Source organism: Streptomyces sp. NPDC090106, assembly GCF_044747265.1.
In the GTDB taxonomy this organism is placed as follows: Bacteria; Actinomycetota; Actinomycetes; order Streptomycetales; family Streptomycetaceae; genus Streptomyces.
Map to the genome: position 1 here is coordinate 411230 of NZ_JBIVDS010000010.1, position 15346 is coordinate 426575.

The window sequence follows — 15346 nt, forward strand, 5'->3', positions numbered from 1 at the left end:
AGCTGAGGCGTGAATGGCCTGACGAGCGTGGCTCCGAGTCGTGGAGCCACCGGATCTGAGGGCCCCGGCCTGAGCCTCGGCTCCACCGGAGTCGACGGCGTTGCCCGGCGCCGCCATGAAGGCCGCGTTCCCGCTCCCGTGCCGCCGCACATGGCCAACGACCCGGCCCCAGCCGCCCCGTGCGCCACGTCTGAAGCCCCTCCGCCCCCACGGCACCGCGGCCTTCGCCCTGCCCCTCCCGCCAGCACCCCGCCCCGCGTCGACGCTCCCGCCCCGCAGCGCGGCCTCCGCACCCGCACTGCCCCGCGCAGTAGCTCCGCCCCGCGACCTTCGCCCCGCGCAGGGCCGCGCAGGGCCACGCCAGCGACTCCGCCCCGCCTCGCCGCCTCCGTGCAGCCCCGCGCCAGCGGTCCCGCCTACATCCCCCGTCGGTGTAGCGAATACTGCTCCAGCAGCTTCCCCCGGGTCGTCTCCAACCGGTGGGCGAGGATCTCTGCGACGCTGCGGACCAGGGTCATGCCGAGCTGGGGGTCCTCGTCGCAGAGGGCGAGGACCGCCGCCGCCTGGAACTCGTGGGCGCGGACCGGGCTGAAGGCGACCGCGCCGAAGTCCCACTTGTGCGGCGGGAAGAGCCAGGACCAGCCGAGCAGGTCGCCGGAGCCCAGGCTCGCGACGGTCACCCGTTGCAGGGTCGTGACCTGCTGGTCCAGCGAGACCGCCCCTGAGCGGATGACCCAGAACCGGTCGGCCGTACCGCCCGCTTCGAAGATGCGGGTGTCCTCCGGGAAGGAGACCTCCCGGGCGAGGGTCATGAGATGCGCGCGTTGCGGCTGGGGGAGGGCGGTCAGCAGTTTCGTCGCTTTGGTCATGACGCGGGGCTCCTCGCCGACGAGTGCGGTTGCGGTGCGTGCTTTCCCTACGTTCATTTCAGCCGCTGCCGGCGCCCCGGGCACCTCGGCGGAGGGCGTTTCCGCGCCGTGAGCGGTGTGCGGACAGGAAAAAGCCCTGGCTGGACGGGGGAGGCCAGCCAGGGCAGTACGGGAAGCGGAGTACGGGGGAGAGCCTCATCGACCCCACGACCACTTGTGTATGAACGGTAAACCATCTTGGGGGATTTCGCGTAGCTCAAACCAGGTTCCGTGACCCGTTTCACTTTCCGGCCGCACGCCCTGCTTCGCTTTCCCGCGTCGCTCTCCCGCTTCGCCGCGCCGCCTCACATGTCCGCTCCCCGTCGGCCCGGCGTCAGGATCTCGTCCAGCACCCTGAGCACCGCCTCGTAGGTGAGCGTCCGCACGGCCGCCTCGCGCGCCTGGTCCGGGTCGGTGGGGCGCAAGGTGTCGCTCCGGGCCCGCCAGGCCCGCTCCTCCTCCAGGGCGCAGGTCCGGGCGCGCCGGATGCGCCGCAACAGTTCGTCCGAGTCCACGACATCCGTCATGGCCTCCGCCTACCCCGAGTCGGCGAACTCATGAGGTTTGGCGGGCCCATGAGCGGTCAGCCGACAGAAAGAGACCCGTACCCGTTCAGGGAGCTCACATCATGCGTAAGGAGTACAGGGCCGTATCCGTTCCCGAGCCGCCGGTGGCCTCGTCGTGCCGGCCGCGGCGCCCCGGCGGACCCGCCGAGGCGCGCCGTGCCGTCGAGCGAGCCGTCGCCGCGCGCTGCCGGGACACCGGCACGATCTGCGACCGTGAGTCCATGGCGGACGCCCTGCTGGTCGTCTCGGAGTTGACGACCAACGCGCTGCTGCACGGCGGCGGCATCACCGGCTTCCGGATCGACGTCGTCGAGTCCGGTGTCCGTGTCTCGGTGTGCGACCGCAGCGAGGCCGTCCCCCTGACGAAGGACCCCCTCGACGGCCACGGCCGACGACGGGTCGGCGGCCTCGGCTGGCCGATCGTGTGCCGGCTCTCCCGTGACGTCCGCGTCACCGGGCTGCCGTCCGGCGGCAAGTGCATCTCCGCGGTGGTCCCGCTGCCCTGACGCGGCGTCCGGACCGCCCCGCCCGACCTTGCCCGCCCGACCGTACCTGCCCACCGGTTTCTCCCCACCCGTTTCTCCCCACCCGTTTCCCCCGCCTGTTCCTGCCCGCCTGTTCCGTCCCCCGACGGTCGCGCCGGCACCCTGCCGGACATTCGCCGTCCGCCGGAGTTTGTTCGTCCGGGCCAGGGGCAGACGAGCTTTCGTGCTTCGGACCGGAGGCGCGCCAGCGGGAGCCGTACAGGCTGTTCCCGGGCCCACCGGTGTCCGGGAGCGGTGAGCACCCGCGGCATCCACCTGAAACCACCGTTCAGGAGCGAATCCGTATGCCCATCGATACATCGACAAATCGACTCGACGCGTCCGCGACGACGGCGGCGACCCCCAAGCGGCGGCACGACGACGCACCCGACACGGCGACGCTCTTCGCCCGGCTGAACGTGCTGCCGGAAGGCCCCGAACGGGACGCCCTCCGCGACCGGCTGGTCACCGCCTGGCTGCCCATGGCCCACCGCATAGCGGGCCGGTTCCGTGAACGCGGCGAGGCCATCGAGGACCTGCGGCAGGTGGCGGCCCTCGGGCTGGTGAAGGCCGTCGACCGCTACGACCCGACCCGTGGCGCCTTCGAGAGCTACGCCGTGCCGACCATCACCGGCGAGGTCAAGCGGCACTTCCGCGACCGCATGTGGGCCCTGAGGGTGCCCCGCCGGGTCCAGGAACTGCGCAACAAGGTGCGGGTGGCCCGCCGCGAGCTGACCCAGACCCCGGGCACCCCCGAACCCACCGTCGCGGACCTCGCCGCCCGCACCGGACTCACCGAGGACGAGGTGAGCGCGGGCCTGGAGGCCCTGGAGAGCTTCAGCACGCTGTCCCTGGACGCCGAACTCTCCACCGGCGAGGACGGTTACAGCCTCGCCGACACCCTGGGCACCGCGGACGCCTCGTACGACACCGTCGTGGACCGTGAGTCCGCCAAGGCCGGCCTGCGCAGGCTGCCCGAACGCGAGCGCGCGATTCTCTACATGCGCTTCTTCGAGGACATGACCCAGAGCCGCATAGCGGACCAGCTGGGCATCTCCCAGATGCACGTCTCCCGGCTGATCAGCCGCAGTTGTGCCCGCGTCCGCGCCGAGGCGCTGGGCGAGCGGGCGGCCTCCTGAGGGAAGGAGTTCCATGACGGTGTCCGAACCCGGCACGACCGACGAGGGCGTGGAACAGGGCGAGCTCGAACGGCTGCGGGCCGAGGTGCGCGACCTGCGCGCCCGGGCCCGCGCCCACACCCTGATCGCCCTGGCGCAGGGCATGCTGCGCGAGCGCTACGCACTGCCCGACGCGGACAGCGCGTTCACGCTCCTGCGCCTCGCCTCGCAGCGCTTCAACGTCAAGCTGCGCACCCTCGCCGAGGCCGTGGTGTCGGTCCCGGGCCCGGCCGCCCCCGACGCCCCGTGGTTCCCGCGGCGCGCCCGGCTCCCGGAACCCGTCCTCAGCTTCCCCGCCGCCCGCCGGGTCGCACCCCGCAACCGCGGTGGGGTCCTCTCGGCCGTGCTGAGCCAGACCCTCTCGGTGGTCGGCACCGACATGGGCAACGTCCAGCTCGCCGACCGGGTGGACGGCGGACTGCGCATCGAGAGGCACACCGGGCTGACCGCCGACTTCGTCGACTTCTTCGGGTACGTCGGCGACGACGGCACCGCCTGCGCCCGCGCCGCCCGGGACGTCGCCCAGGTGACCGTGCGCGATGTCGCCACCGACCCCGTGTTCACCGAACCGGCCCGGGCGGTGATCCTCGCGGCGGGCAGCCGTGCCTGCCACAGCGTGCCCCTGACCACCTCGGCCGGCCTGTGCCTCGGCATGGTCTCCGCCCATATCGACCACCCCGTCGGCGGCCTGACCGAGGCTCAGCTCAAGGTGCTCGACGTCATCGGCGCGGAGACCGGCCGCTGGCTGGCCTGGTACGAACGGACCGTGGTCCTGGACGCCCTGGAGCATCTGCACACGGCCGCGCGCGGCGGCCCGCGCGGGTGACCCCGCCCGCCGGGACCCTTCGGACGGGGCACGAGGATGACCGCTCCGCTGCCCGCACCGAGCCGCGGCGCGGACCGTCGGCGGTGCCCTGCCGGCGGGACGCGACGAGCGGTCCCGTGACGTCACCGCGAGAGTGCCGGAGCCGCCCGCCGGGCAGGGGGCCGGGGATCAGCGCTCCGATGTCCGCGTCTTCACCCCGAGCGGGCGCGCCAGCCCCAGCACCCCCTCGTCCAGCCGCTGGAGGTGGCGCAGCACCCGGTCGGTGACCCGGCCGAACCGCGGCACGCCCCGCACGTCCGACTCCAGCAGGGAGGCGATGCTCCGACCCGTCTCCAGCTCGGCGGTGGAGTGCTCGTCGGCCGTGCGGGCGGCCAGCGCGCCGATGTTGTGCAGGATGCGCCGGCCCGCCCCGCGCAGCCGGGGGTCCGCCGCGATCGAGGGATGCGTGGGCAGCAGCTCGGCCGTCGCGGCCAGCGCCCGCGCGTGGTACGCGCAGGTCTCCAGGAGCGCCACGACGTATCGCGCGGTGTCGCGCCGGGTGCGCAGCGGTGTCACCGGGTGCGTCAGGGGCTTGGTCGCGGCCCGCAGATCGGCCAGCGCCTGGTCCAGCTCGCGGGCCTCGTCCAGCAGGTCCACCGGCGGCGCCCCGCTGAGCTGGTCGACCGCGGACCGGGTGACGTCCGCGAGCCGGTCTAGGACGGCCACGAGCAGGTCGTCGGTGCGCCGGGCCGTGTGCACCGGCAGCACGAACGCCGCCGCCAGCACCCCGCAGGCCGCGCCGAGCGCCGTCTCCCCGATCCGCAGGACCAGCACGGACGCGCTGTAGGTGTGCAGCAGCGTGTACAGCACCCCGAGCGCGGCGGTGACGAAGAACGACATCAGCGTGTACGACAGCGGCGCCGTGTAGAACATCAGGAACACGCACGTCAGCACCACCGCGAACGCCGTCCACGTGTGGTTGCCGACCAGCGCCGCCAGCAGGATCCCGGCCAGCACCCCGAGCACGGTGCCCAGCAGCCGCCGGTAGCCCTTGACCAGGATCTCGCCCGTGGACGAGGTGTTCAGGAAGACGATCCAGCAGGTCAGCACCGCCCAGTACCAGCGATGGCTGGACAGCAGCTCACCGCCGAGGATCGCCAGCGACGAGCCCACCGCGACCTGGACGGCCGCCCGGGTCGTCGGCCGCCGCAACCCGGTGAGCTCCTCCTCGGCCTCCTGCTCGCCGGCGTCGATCGCCGCGTCCTCGGCGTCCAGCTCCTCCCTGGACCGGGCCGTCGCGGGACTGTCATCCGACTCGTCCTGCGGCCCGTCCAGCGCCACCCGCAGCCCCAGCACCGCGCGGGCGGCCTCGCCGACGCCCCGGAAGGCGTCCTGGAGGGCGGGCGGCGCGACCGGCAGGTTCTCCTCGTCGCGGTAGCCGAGCAGCCGGTTGCGCAGATGCGACACCGCGGCCCCGGGCGGTGCCGACGCCGGACGCAGCACGATCGCCCGCAGCGCCTCCAGATCCCGGCGCAGGGTGTCGATCGCCTTGTCCCGCACGGGCAGCAGCCCGCCCGCGGGGAAGGGCGCCCCCGGCAGATGCAGGGTCAGGGTGTCCGCGCGCTCGGCGCTGCGCGCGGTCAGCAGCAGCAGACCGAGCCGCTCGGCGGCGACCTCGGCGTCCGCCACCCGGCGCTGCACCAGGCGGGCCACGGACGCGTCGGCGGTGCCGTCCTCCAGGCGGCCCTGGATCAGCAGCGCCGTCTCGTGCAGCCGTGCCGTGCCCGCCCGGACGTGTTCCAGCGCCTTGGCGCCCGCCTCCGGGTCGTCCGGGCCCGCGTCCAGCAGTTCGAGCTGCGCGGTCACCAGCTGGGCCAGTCGTGCCCGGAACGCCGAGCGCAGCCGCTCCAGCGTGCCCGTCGGTGTCTCGGGGACGAGGGCGAAGCGCACCAGGGCGCTGCTCGCGAAGGCGACGCCGATCACGCCGTACAGCCTGGGCAGGTCGGAGACCGTGGCGCCGACGAACAGGGACAGGAAGTAGACCTGGAAGCCGATCAGGCCGAGCGCGGTGCCGCGCTCGCCGAACCGGCGGCCGTAGACCGCGCAGAAGATCAGCGCCACGAAGAACAGGTCACCGGCGATCACATGGGAGCTGAGGAGCGCGCCCAGGGTCACCGCGGTCAGCGCGACCGGCAGTCCGAGCGCCAGTGTGACGGCCTGCTTGCCGCGCTGCTTCTCCCGGATGGCGAAGGTGGAGACCATCGCCGCCATCGCCCCCGCCACCAGATGCGGCACGCTCGCGCCGAGCGGGGCCAGCACGGCGAGGGTGAGCGCGATGGCGCCCACCGTCCGCAGCCCCGCGGCGAGCCGCAGCAACCCTGGGTCGGACGCGGCCACGGCATCCCGCAGCCGCGCCCGCCAGGAACGAACCGGCGTTCTCACAACGGGCGCGTCAGTCCTGGCGCTCCGTCCCCGCCACGTGCGCCTCCACCTGCTCCGGGGTCAGATAGGCGTCCGTGTACTCGAAGTCCTTCAGCTTGGCGGGCTTGCGGGCCTGGAAGCCGGTGCGGACGAAATCGTCGCCCGCGATGGCGTTGAGCACCCAGTTCGTCATCACCCGGGTCTTCGCCACGTTGGTGCGCAGCGCCGACCAGTGGTAGCCGCGGGCCACCGCCTGGGCGGGCAGCCCGCGCAGTTCCACCCCGAGCGGCTTGGACACCGCGTCCCGGCCCCCGAGGTCGACGACGAGACCGAGATCCTTGTGGACGTACGGCGTCGTCCCCCGGCCCCGCAGGGTGGCGATGACGTTGTCGGCGACGTGCTTGCCCTGCCGCATGGCGTGCTGGGCGGTCGGCGGGCAGATCGAGCCCTCCTCGCCCTTCGCCTCGTCCGGCACGGCCGCCGCGTCACCGAGCGCGAACACCCCGTCCTGGCCCGGCAGCGCCATGTCGGCGGTGACCGCGAGCCGGCCGCGTACCGTCTCCGCGCCCAGCGTCGAGATCAGCGGGCTCGCCACCACGCCCGCGGTCCAGATCAGGGTGCGGGTGGGCACCACCCGGCCGTCGGTGAAGGTGACCTCCTCGGGGCCCGCCTTCGCGATGGACACGCCCAGCGAGATGTCGATGCCGCGCCGCTTCAGGATCTCCTGCGCGCTGCTGCCGAGCTTGTCGCCCAGCTCCGGCATCAGCTTCGGGGCGATGTCGATCAGATGCCACTTGATGAGCGCCGGGTCCAGGCGCGGATAGCGCTTGACGGCCGCGTGCGTGAGCTTCTGCAGACAGGCCGCCGTCTCCGTGCCGGCGTACCCGCCGCCCACGACGACGAACTGGAGCCGCGAGGCCCGCTCGGCCGGGTCCTGGCTGGCGTCCGCGAGGTCCAGCTGCGAGATCACGTGGTCCCGGACGTACGCGGCCTCGGCGAGGGTCTTCATGCCGAACGCGTTGTCGGTCAGGCCCGGGATGTCGAAGGTGCGGGTCACGCTGCCGGGGGCCAGCACGATGTAGTCGAACGGCTCGTCGACGATCTCGTCGGTGATGGTCCGGATCACGCAGACCTTCGCCTTCAGGTCCACACCGATCGCGCCGCCCGGGATGATCCGCGTGCGGTACTTCCTGCTGCGCCTGAGGGACACGGCGATCGACTGGGGCGTCAGCACACCCGAGGCGACCTGGGGGAGCAGCGGAAGGTAGAGCTGGTAGGAGAACGGCGTCACCAGGGTGACGTCGGCCTCGTCGGGGGCGAGTTCGCGTTCCAGCCGGCGTACGCATCCCACGCCGGCGAAGCCTGCGCCAACCACCAGGATCCTGGGTCGTGTCACGTTCTTTCTTCCCTTCTGCGGCTCCGGCGGTCCGAGTCGAACGACTGTCGCGTGCCCCGGGATCGCTGCTTCGCACCTCGATCCCACCGTGACCCCGGCTGTTGTGCCAGTCGGGTGCGGCAGCCTGACGAACGCGCTGGTGACCACCATGCCCGTACAGCTGCGCGAACGCACGGAATGCGGGTGAATCTCCCGTGCACCGGCCGAGGCTTTCGGAAGTCGGGTGTGGCGGGGCCCGCGCTCACCACGGCAGGAAGGCGTGCACGTCCTTGCCGTCGGCCTCCGGCACCACGCTCACCTGGTCGCACAGCGCGTGGATCAGATGCCAGCCGACCCCGCCCTCACCGGTCCCGGGGCGGAACGGGCGCGGGGCCGGCAGGGCGGTGCTGGAGTCGTGCAGGGTCACGTGCACCCCGTCGAAGGTGCGCCGCATCCGCAAAGTGAAATCGCCCGGCGCGTACTGGACGGCGTTGGCCGCGAGCTCCGAGACCACCAGCAGGATGTCGTCCCAGTGGTCCGCCTCGGCCGGCGGGCGGGTGCGCGCGAGCGCCGCCAGGAAAGCGTCCGCGGCCAGGCGGGCGCCCGTCACGCTCTGCGGTGCGCCCGCAAAGGTGCTGGTACGGCTGGAGATGTCGCCGGTGGCCAAGGTGTCGTTCCCACGAGGTGCGACGGACGGACGGTCCGGCTGTGCCTCACGGCACCGCCACGTCCGCGAGTTCCCGGGAGCGCCGGGGCCAATCGGGCCCACCGGGAACCGCACGGGTTCTTCACCGGAACACGTTGTCCGATTCCTCCCAGCCGAGGGACTCCGCGGTCGGCCAGTCCTGCGACACCCGCTGCTGCGCGCCGCGCGAGCGGGCCTGGTACATCGCGTCGATCTCGACCGCGTAGTGCTCGACGATCGCGTCCCGGCGCAGCTTCATCGACGGCGTCAGCAGCCCGCTGATCTGGTCGAACGGCTGTGCGAGCACACGGAAGACGCGGATCGACTCCGCGCGGGACACGGAACTGTTCGCCGAGGCGACCGCCCGCCCGATCTCCTCCCGCAGCGCGTTCTCCTCCCGCGCCTCCCGGCTCGGCGCGTCCCCCGGCAGCGCGAGGCCGCCCCGCCAGTGGGCCAGGAAGTCCGGGTCCAGGGTGATCAGCGCGCCCACGCACGGCCGGTTGTCGCCCACCAGGACCGCCTGGTGGATGAGCGGGTGCAGCCGCAGCCGCTGTTCCAGGAAGGCCGGCGCGATGCTCTTGCCGCCGCTCGTGATGATGACGTCCTTCTTGCGGCCCGTGATGGTGAGATACCCCTCCGGGTCCAGCTGCCCGAGGTCACCGGTGGCCAGCCAGCCCCCGCTGAGCACGGCCCGCGTGGCGGCCTCGTCGTTGACGTACCCCTGGAACACCGACGGACCGCGGACCAGGATCTCCCCGTCGTCGGCGACCCTCAGGTCCGTGCCCGGCAGCGCCTGGCCGACGGTGCCCGACTTCTCCCGCCCGATGGGCTGGGCCGTGACCCCGCCGCTGGTCTCCGTCAGCCCGTAGCCGTCGTTGACGTAGATGCCGATGCCTTCGTAGAACAGGCTCATCTCACGGGCCAGCGCCGTCCCGCCGGAGGACGCCCGCAGGATACGTCCGCCCAGCGCGGAGCGCAGTCTGCGGTACACCGTCCGCTCGTACAGGGCGTGTTGCAGCTTGAGGTCCAGTCCGGGACCCGGGCCCTGGCCCAGCCGCTGGCGCTCCAGGGCCGCCGCGAAGTCCCGGGCCGTCTCCGCCGCCCGCTCGAACAGGGCTCCGCGGCCCGCCTGCTGGGAGGCGCGCAGGAAATTCTTGTAGATCTTCTCGAAGAGCGACGGCACCGCGCACAGATACGTCGGCCGGAACGACTGGAGGGACGCGGCCAGTTGCTCCGCGTTCAGGTCGGGCTCGTGGCCCATGAGCATGCCGCCGCGGATGCACAGGCTCTGCACCAGCAGCCCGTACACATGGGACAGCGGCAGGAAGGCGAGGACCGAGCCCTGCCCGTCCGGGGGCACCACCGTGTGCCCCCAGCCCTTCAGCAGCGCGTCGCACGAACTGGCCAGACCCAGATGGCTCACCGCGCAGCCCAGGGGCCGCCCCGAGGTGCCGGACGTGTAGACGATCGCCGCGGTCGAGTCCGGCATCACGATCCGGCGCAGCGAGTCGACCGTGGTCTGCGGGATGAACCTGCCCCGCTCCGCGAGCTGTTCCACCGCCCCCGAGTCCAACTGCCAGACGTGGCGCAGCAACGGCAGCGCCGCGCACACCGATCCGACCGTCATCACGCTCTGTTCGTCCTCGACGACCACGCCCACACAGCGCGCGTCCTTGAGGATCCACTCGACCTGGTCCCGTGAGGACGTCGGATAGATCGGCACGACCTCGGCGCCGAGCGCCCACAGGGCGTGGCTGAAGACCGTCCACTCGTAACGGGTGCGGGCCATGATCGCCACACGCTGTCCCGGGGCGATCCCGGAGGCGACCAACCCCTTGGCCAGCTCGACGACTTCGTCCCGCAGCCGCTCCGCCGACACCTCCGTCCAGACGGTGGAGGCCGGGTCGGCGCGGCGCGCGACCAGCGGATGGGACGGGCGGCGGTCCGCCGTCTCGAAGAGGCTGTCGGCGAGACCTCCGATCAGAGGCGAGACGTGCGGGGGAGCGAGGGCGAGGTCGCGCATGCGCTGCTCCTGGTGTGTACGGGCTGTGACGCCGTCGACGTGAACTGTCATCGACGGTGCCTGAATCTAGCCGAGGCGGGAGCGGTCGGTACCTGGATTCGACAAGTAGCGGCGCTTCGGTGACCTGCGCGTAATGTGAACGCAGGTGTGAGGACACGGCGGAGGCTACTCCTGAGTACGGCGCACGCACTCCCGGACGACGTCCCGCAGGCTCCCGGTCCGCTCCCACAGCTGCCGCTGGACCCGCGCGCCCGTCCCCAGGCGCAGCGATTCCGCGCAGCCCGCGTGCACGAGATCGACGTCCCCGCTCTCCACGAGCGCCTCCTCGACATGGCCGACGAGCGCCCGTACGACCGCCGCCGCGGGCAGCCGCCGCATGGTCGCCGGATGCAGCAGCTCCTGCGCGGGGCCCGAGCGCGCCGCCTGCCACGCGGCGAGCCGCAGCAGGCTCACACTGTGCGCGAGTGGCTCCCGGCCGGCCCGCCACTCCCGCGCCGCCGTCTCGACCAGGGCCCGGCAGAGCGCGGCGATCAGCACCGTGGAGCCCGCGTGCAGGCACACGTCCGCGACCCGGATCTCCACCGTCGGATACCGCCGGGCCAGCCGGGCGTCGAAGTACACCATCCCCTCGTCGAGGATCACCCCGCTCGCGACCATCTCCGCCACCCGCCGGTGATACCCCTCCGCGGAACCGAACACCTCCGTCGGCCCGGCCGAGGGCCACCGCTGCCACACCCGGCTGCGGAAACTGCTGTACCGCGTGTCCCGGCCCTGCCAGAAAGGGGAGTTGGCGCTCAGCGCGGTCAGGACCGGCAGCCACGGCCGGATCCGGTCGAGCACCGCCACGCCCTCCTCGTCGGAACCGACGGACACATGGACGTGACAGCCCAGGACGAGCCCGTTGGTCGTGATGCCGAACTGCTCCGCCATCCACCGGTAGCGGTCGTCCGACCCGATGGACGGGCTGACGGGCAGCGGCGAGGTCGCGATCGCCGCGACGGCACAGCCGATGTCACCGGCGTGCCGGGCCGCCTCCTTGCGGCAGCGGACGATCTCCGCGCCCAGGTCGGCCATCACCGACCTGGGGGAGGTCGCGAACTCCACCATCTGTGTGTGGAGTTCCTTCTCGAAGACCTCCCTGTCCACATCCTCCCGCGCGGCCCTGGCCACCACCGCCTCGGACAGGGCCTGTGGCTCCCCGGTCTCCGGATCGACCAGGAGCAGTTCCTCCTCCACTCCGACGGTCCGCACGTGAGCCGCCTTCCTGCCGGGTACCCCTATGCTCCGGAGTGCCCATGGAAGGAACCGCTCACACGGGCGTGAACCAGACGGTGGCGAGCGGCGGCAGCGTCAGCCGCAGCGCCCCGTCCTCCGGCTTGACGGGACCGGCGGTGCCCACTCCGCTGCCGCCGTACCTGCTGCGATCGGTGTTGAGAGCCTCCTGCCAGGCGGGCACGTCGTCAGGGACGCCCAGGCGGTAGTCGTGGCGGACAACCGGCGAGAAGTTGGAGACGCTGAGCAGCGGACCGCCCTCGGCGTCCAGCCGCAGGAAGGCGAACACGTTGTCCTCGGCCGCGTCCCCGAGGACCCAGCGGAACCCCTCGGGTGCCGTGTCCCGCTGCCACAGCGCCGGTGTCCTGCGGTAGACGGTGTTGAGGTCGCGCACCAGGTCACGCACGCCCCGGTGATCCGCCTCGGCCCCGTACTCCCGGTCCAGCAGCCACCAGTCCGGGCCGTCGGGCTCGGACCACTCGGAGCCCTGGGCGAACTCCTGGCCCATGAAGAGGAGCTGCTTGCCGGGGTGGGCCCACATGAAGCCGAGATAGGCGCGGTGGCCGGCCCGCTGCTGCCACCAGTCGCCGGGCATCTTCGACACCAACGACTGTTTCCCGTGCACGACTTCGTCGTGGGAGATGGGCAGGATGTAGTTCTCGCTGTACGCGTACACCATCGAGAACGTCATCTCGTTGTGGTGGTACTTGCGGTGGACGGGCTCATGCGCCATGTAGCCGAGCGAGTCGTGCATCCAGCCCATGTTCCACTTCAGCCCGAACCCCAGACCGCCGCTGTCGGTCGGCCGGGTCACCCCGCCCCAGGCCGTGGACTCCTCGGCGATCGTGACGACACCCGGCACCCGCCGGTACACCGTCGCGTTCATCTCCTGGAGGAACCGCACCGCGTCGAGATCCTCCCGCCCGCCGAACACGTTCGGCGTCCACTGGCCCGAGTCGCGCGAGTAGTCGAGGTAGAGCATCGAGGCGACGGCGTCCACGCGCAGCGCGTCGATGTGGAACTCCTCGCACCAGTACACGGCGTTGGCGACGAGGAAGTTGCGCACCTCGACCCGCCCGAAGTCGAACTCGTACGTCCCCCAGTCCGGGTGCTCCGCCCGCCGCCAGTCCCCGGGCTCGTACAGCGGCTCTCCGTCGAACCGCGCCAACGCCCAGTCGTCCTTGGGGAAATGGGCCGGCACCCAGTCCATGATCACGCCGATCCCGGCCTGGTGCAGGGCGTCCACGAGGTACTTGAAGTCGTCCGGTGTGCCCATGCGGGCGGTGGGCGCGTAGAAGCCGGTGACCTGGTAGCCCCAGGAGCCGCCGAAGGGATGCTCGGCGACCGGCATCAGCTCGACATGCGTGAACCCCAGATCCCTTACGTATGCAGGGAGTTCCGACGCGAGCTGACGGTAGGTCAGACCCGGTTTCCAGGAGGCCAGATGGAGTTCGTACACCGACATCGGCGCCTCGTGCACCGGCACGTCACCGCGCCGCGCGAGCCACTCCTCGTCGCCCCACTCGTACGCCGACTCCGTGACGATCGACGCCGTCGCGGGCGGCACCTCGGTGCGGCGGGCCATCGGGTCGGCCTTGAGGCGGCGTTCACCGCCGCGCGTCGCGATCTCGAACTTGTACCGCGCGTCCACGCCGACGCCCGGCAGGAACAGCTCCCACACCCCGGCCGCGCCGAGCGACCGCATCGGGTACGCCGTGCCGTCCCAGTGGGCGAAGTCACCGCAGACCCGCACCCCGAGCGCGTTCGGCGCCCACACGGTGAAGCGGGTGCCGGTCACGCCCTCGTGGACCATCGGCTCGGCGCCCAGCGCCCGCCACAGCTCCTCGTGCCGCCCCTCCCGGACGAGATGCAGGTCCAGCTCGCCGAGCGCGGGCAGGAAGCGGTACGGATCGTGCACCTCCCGCTCACCGTCGTCGTACGACACGAGCAGGGTGTACGACGGGTCCGCGGGCGCCGGGACCACGCCCGCGAAGAACCCGTCGCCCTCCGAGGCGAGCGGGCGGTGCCGCCCGTCGACGAGCACGCTCACGGCACGCGCGAACGGCCGCAGCGCCCGGAAGAGGGTGCCTCCCCCGGGCGCCGGGTGCGCGCCGAGCACCGAGTGCGGGTCGTGATGGGTGCCCGACAGCAGACGGTCCCGGTCGGTGGGGTCCAGGAGCGGCGCGGGACGGCAGGCGACGGGGCCGCCCGCCTCGGTCGGTGAGGTGTCACGCAGGGCCATGAAAGGTTCAGTCTCCCCTGACGGCGAGCCGCTCGATCGCGGCCATCGGTACCGGCACCCAGTCGGGACGGTGTCTGGCTTCGTACAGGACCTCGTACACGGCCCGGTCGGTCTCATAGGCGCGCAGCAGTCCGTGCTTCTTGCGCGGGTCCCAGCCCGCCCGTGCGGCGTAGCCCGCGCAGAACGCCTCACGGCAGCGGCGCGCCCACTCCGGCCGCCACGGCCTGCGCTGCCGGGCGGCGTAGTCGAAGGAGCGCAGCATGCCCGCGATGTCCCGCACCGGCGAGTGCGCGCTGCGGCGCTCGGCCAGCGGGCGGGACGGTTCGCCCTCGAAGTCGATGACGAACCAGTCGCGGCCCGCCCGCAGCACCTGCCCCAGGTGGAGATCGCCGTGGACGCGCTGGGCCGGCGGCCCGGGATCGCAGGCGCCGAGCGCGGCGAACGCGGTCCGCAGGCCGGGCACGTACGGTCTCAGCTCCGGGACGCAGTCCGCGGCGGCGGTGAGCCGGTCGGTCATCGCGGACGCCGTCCGCGTGGTCTCCGGGTGCTCCCCGGCCGGGAACGCGGACGCCAGCGCGAGGTGCACGTCCGCCGTGGCCCGGCCCAACTCATGGGCGTGCGCGGTGAAGTCGTCGCCCGAGGCCAGCGCCCGCAGGGCGAGGGTCCAGCCGTCGGACGCGTCGCGCAGGAACGGCTGGAGCACGCCCAGCGTCGCCTCCTGCGGCCGGGTGGTCCCGAACCAGGCGACCGGCGCGGGCACCCGGCGGCACCCCTGCCCGGCCAGCGCCACCGGCACCTCCAGGTCCGGATTGACTCCGGGCTGGATCCGCCGGAACAGCTTCAGGATGTACTCCTCGCCGTACACCAGCGAGGAGTTGGACTGCTCGGCGTCCAGCAGCCGCGGCGCGAGCCCCGCGGGCAGGGACACCGACGGGTCGGCCTCGAACCGCAGCGGGCCCGCGGTCCCCGGGTGGCGCAGCCGCTCCAGGAGCAACTGCGCCGACCGGGGGTCCTGGAACGCGTCGAACACCGTCAGCCCGGCGAGCGGGCCCTCGGTGAGGTGGCCGATCAGCGCCCGGCCCAGCCGCGGCGACACCTGCCGCCGTACGCCCAGCAGGAGTTGGTAGCAGTCCCCGGCGTCGATCAGTACGTGCAGACAGCCCGGGGACAGCTCCGTCACCGACAGCGGAGTGAGGTCGCTGAGGGGCCGGTCCTTGCCCGCGAACCAGCGCTGCCGGGGCAGCCAGTCGCGCAGCAGCCCGGTGAGGTACGCCATCGACCCCGGAACGGTCGTGCTGGAGGGCCGCAGCAGTGCGGTGTTCGGCATGGTGACGCGTCCTTTCGTCG

The 15346-nt window shown here is 72.6% G+C and carries 12 protein-coding genes; 3 read left to right on the plus strand and 9 right to left on the minus strand.

Annotated elements, in window-relative coordinates; translation table 11 throughout:
- Positions 1–416: 416 nt before the first annotated feature.
- Complete coding sequence (locus tag ACIPSE_RS31550; RefSeq protein ID WP_401669181.1) at positions 417–869, minus strand: cyclic nucleotide-binding domain-containing protein; 453 nt, start codon at positions 867–869, stop codon at positions 417–419.
- 344 nt (positions 870–1213) lie between these two features.
- Positions 1214–1435: a hypothetical protein gene (locus ACIPSE_RS31555; protein WP_401669184.1), complete on the minus strand. Its 222-nt coding sequence runs from the start codon at positions 1433–1435 to the stop codon at positions 1214–1216.
- 101 nt (positions 1436–1536) lie between these two features.
- Between ACIPSE_RS31555 and ACIPSE_RS31560 the strand changes: the two genes are divergently transcribed.
- The 3 genes from ACIPSE_RS31560 (at position 1537) to ACIPSE_RS31570 (ending at position 4002) form a co-directional block, all read left to right on the plus strand.
- On the plus strand, positions 1537–1980 hold the full coding sequence (locus ACIPSE_RS31560) for an ATP-binding protein (RefSeq protein WP_401669186.1): 444 nt from the start codon (positions 1537–1539) through the stop codon (positions 1978–1980).
- Between the two features lie 323 nt (positions 1981–2303).
- Positions 2304–3137 carry a SigB/SigF/SigG family RNA polymerase sigma factor gene (locus tag ACIPSE_RS31565; protein WP_401669189.1) on the plus strand — a complete coding sequence of 278 codons (834 nt, stop codon included), beginning with the start codon at positions 2304–2306 and terminating at the stop codon, positions 3135–3137.
- A gap of 13 nt (positions 3138–3150) precedes the next feature.
- Positions 3151–4002: an ANTAR domain-containing protein gene (locus ACIPSE_RS31570; RefSeq protein WP_401669192.1), complete on the plus strand. Its 852-nt coding sequence runs from the start codon at positions 3151–3153 to the stop codon at positions 4000–4002.
- A gap of 168 nt (positions 4003–4170) precedes the next feature.
- Here the strand turns inward: ACIPSE_RS31570 and ACIPSE_RS31575 are convergent, their stop codons facing one another.
- From ACIPSE_RS31575 to ACIPSE_RS31605, 7 genes are all read right to left on the minus strand, one after another.
- Complete coding sequence (locus ACIPSE_RS31575; RefSeq protein WP_401669194.1) at positions 4171–6423, minus strand: FUSC family protein; 2253 nt, start codon at positions 6421–6423, stop codon at positions 4171–4173.
- 10 nt (positions 6424–6433) lie between these two features.
- Positions 6434–7753 (minus strand): NAD(P)/FAD-dependent oxidoreductase, encoded by a 1320-nt coding sequence (locus ACIPSE_RS31580; protein WP_401669196.1) that lies wholly within the window; start codon positions 7751–7753, stop codon positions 6434–6436.
- 286 nt (positions 7754–8039) lie between these two features.
- Entirely contained in the window at positions 8040–8444 is a 405-nt protein-coding gene (locus ACIPSE_RS31585) for an ATP-binding protein (RefSeq protein ID WP_401669198.1), read from the minus strand.
- 121 nt (positions 8445–8565) lie between these two features.
- Entirely contained in the window at positions 8566–10485 is a 1920-nt protein-coding gene (locus ACIPSE_RS31590; protein WP_401669201.1) for an AMP-dependent synthetase/ligase, read from the minus strand.
- A gap of 165 nt (positions 10486–10650) precedes the next feature.
- Positions 10651–11736, minus strand: a complete 1086-nt coding sequence (locus tag ACIPSE_RS31595) for a glutamate--cysteine ligase (RefSeq protein WP_401669203.1) — start codon at positions 11734–11736, stop codon at positions 10651–10653.
- A 58-nt stretch (positions 11737–11794) separates the two neighbouring features.
- A complete protein-coding gene (glgB, locus tag ACIPSE_RS31600; protein WP_401669205.1) occupies positions 11795–13999 on the minus strand; it encodes a 1,4-alpha-glucan branching enzyme in 2205 nt (734 codons plus the stop codon).
- A 7-nt stretch (positions 14000–14006) separates the two neighbouring features.
- Entirely contained in the window at positions 14007–15326 is a 1320-nt protein-coding gene (locus tag ACIPSE_RS31605; RefSeq protein WP_401669208.1) for a maltokinase, read from the minus strand.
- Positions 15327–15346: the final 20 nt, after the last annotated feature.

Excerpts from the sequence above, each read along its gene's own strand:
- ACIPSE_RS31550 (WP_401669181.1), bottom strand. The coding sequence starts at position 869 with ATGACCAAAGCGACGAAACTGCTGACCGCCCTCCCCCAGCCGCAACGC.
- ACIPSE_RS31555 (WP_401669184.1), bottom strand. The coding sequence starts at position 1,435 with ATGACGGATGTCGTGGACTCGGACGAACTGTTGCGGCGCATCCGGCGC.
- ACIPSE_RS31560 (WP_401669186.1), top strand. The coding sequence starts at position 1,537 with ATGCGTAAGGAGTACAGGGCCGTATCCGTTCCCGAGCCGCCGGTGGCC.
- ACIPSE_RS31565 (WP_401669189.1), top strand. The coding sequence starts at position 2,304 with ATGCCCATCGATACATCGACAAATCGACTCGACGCGTCCGCGACGACG.
- ACIPSE_RS31570 (WP_401669192.1), top strand. The coding sequence starts at position 3,151 with ATGACGGTGTCCGAACCCGGCACGACCGACGAGGGCGTGGAACAGGGC.
- ACIPSE_RS31590 (WP_401669201.1), bottom strand. The coding sequence starts at position 10,485 with ATGCGCGACCTCGCCCTCGCTCCCCCGCACGTCTCGCCTCTGATCGGA.
- glgB (WP_401669205.1), bottom strand. The coding sequence starts at position 13,999 with ATGGCCCTGCGTGACACCTCACCGACCGAGGCGGGCGGCCCCGTCGCC.
- ACIPSE_RS31605 (WP_401669208.1), bottom strand. The coding sequence starts at position 15,326 with ATGCCGAACACCGCACTGCTGCGGCCCTCCAGCACGACCGTTCCGGGG.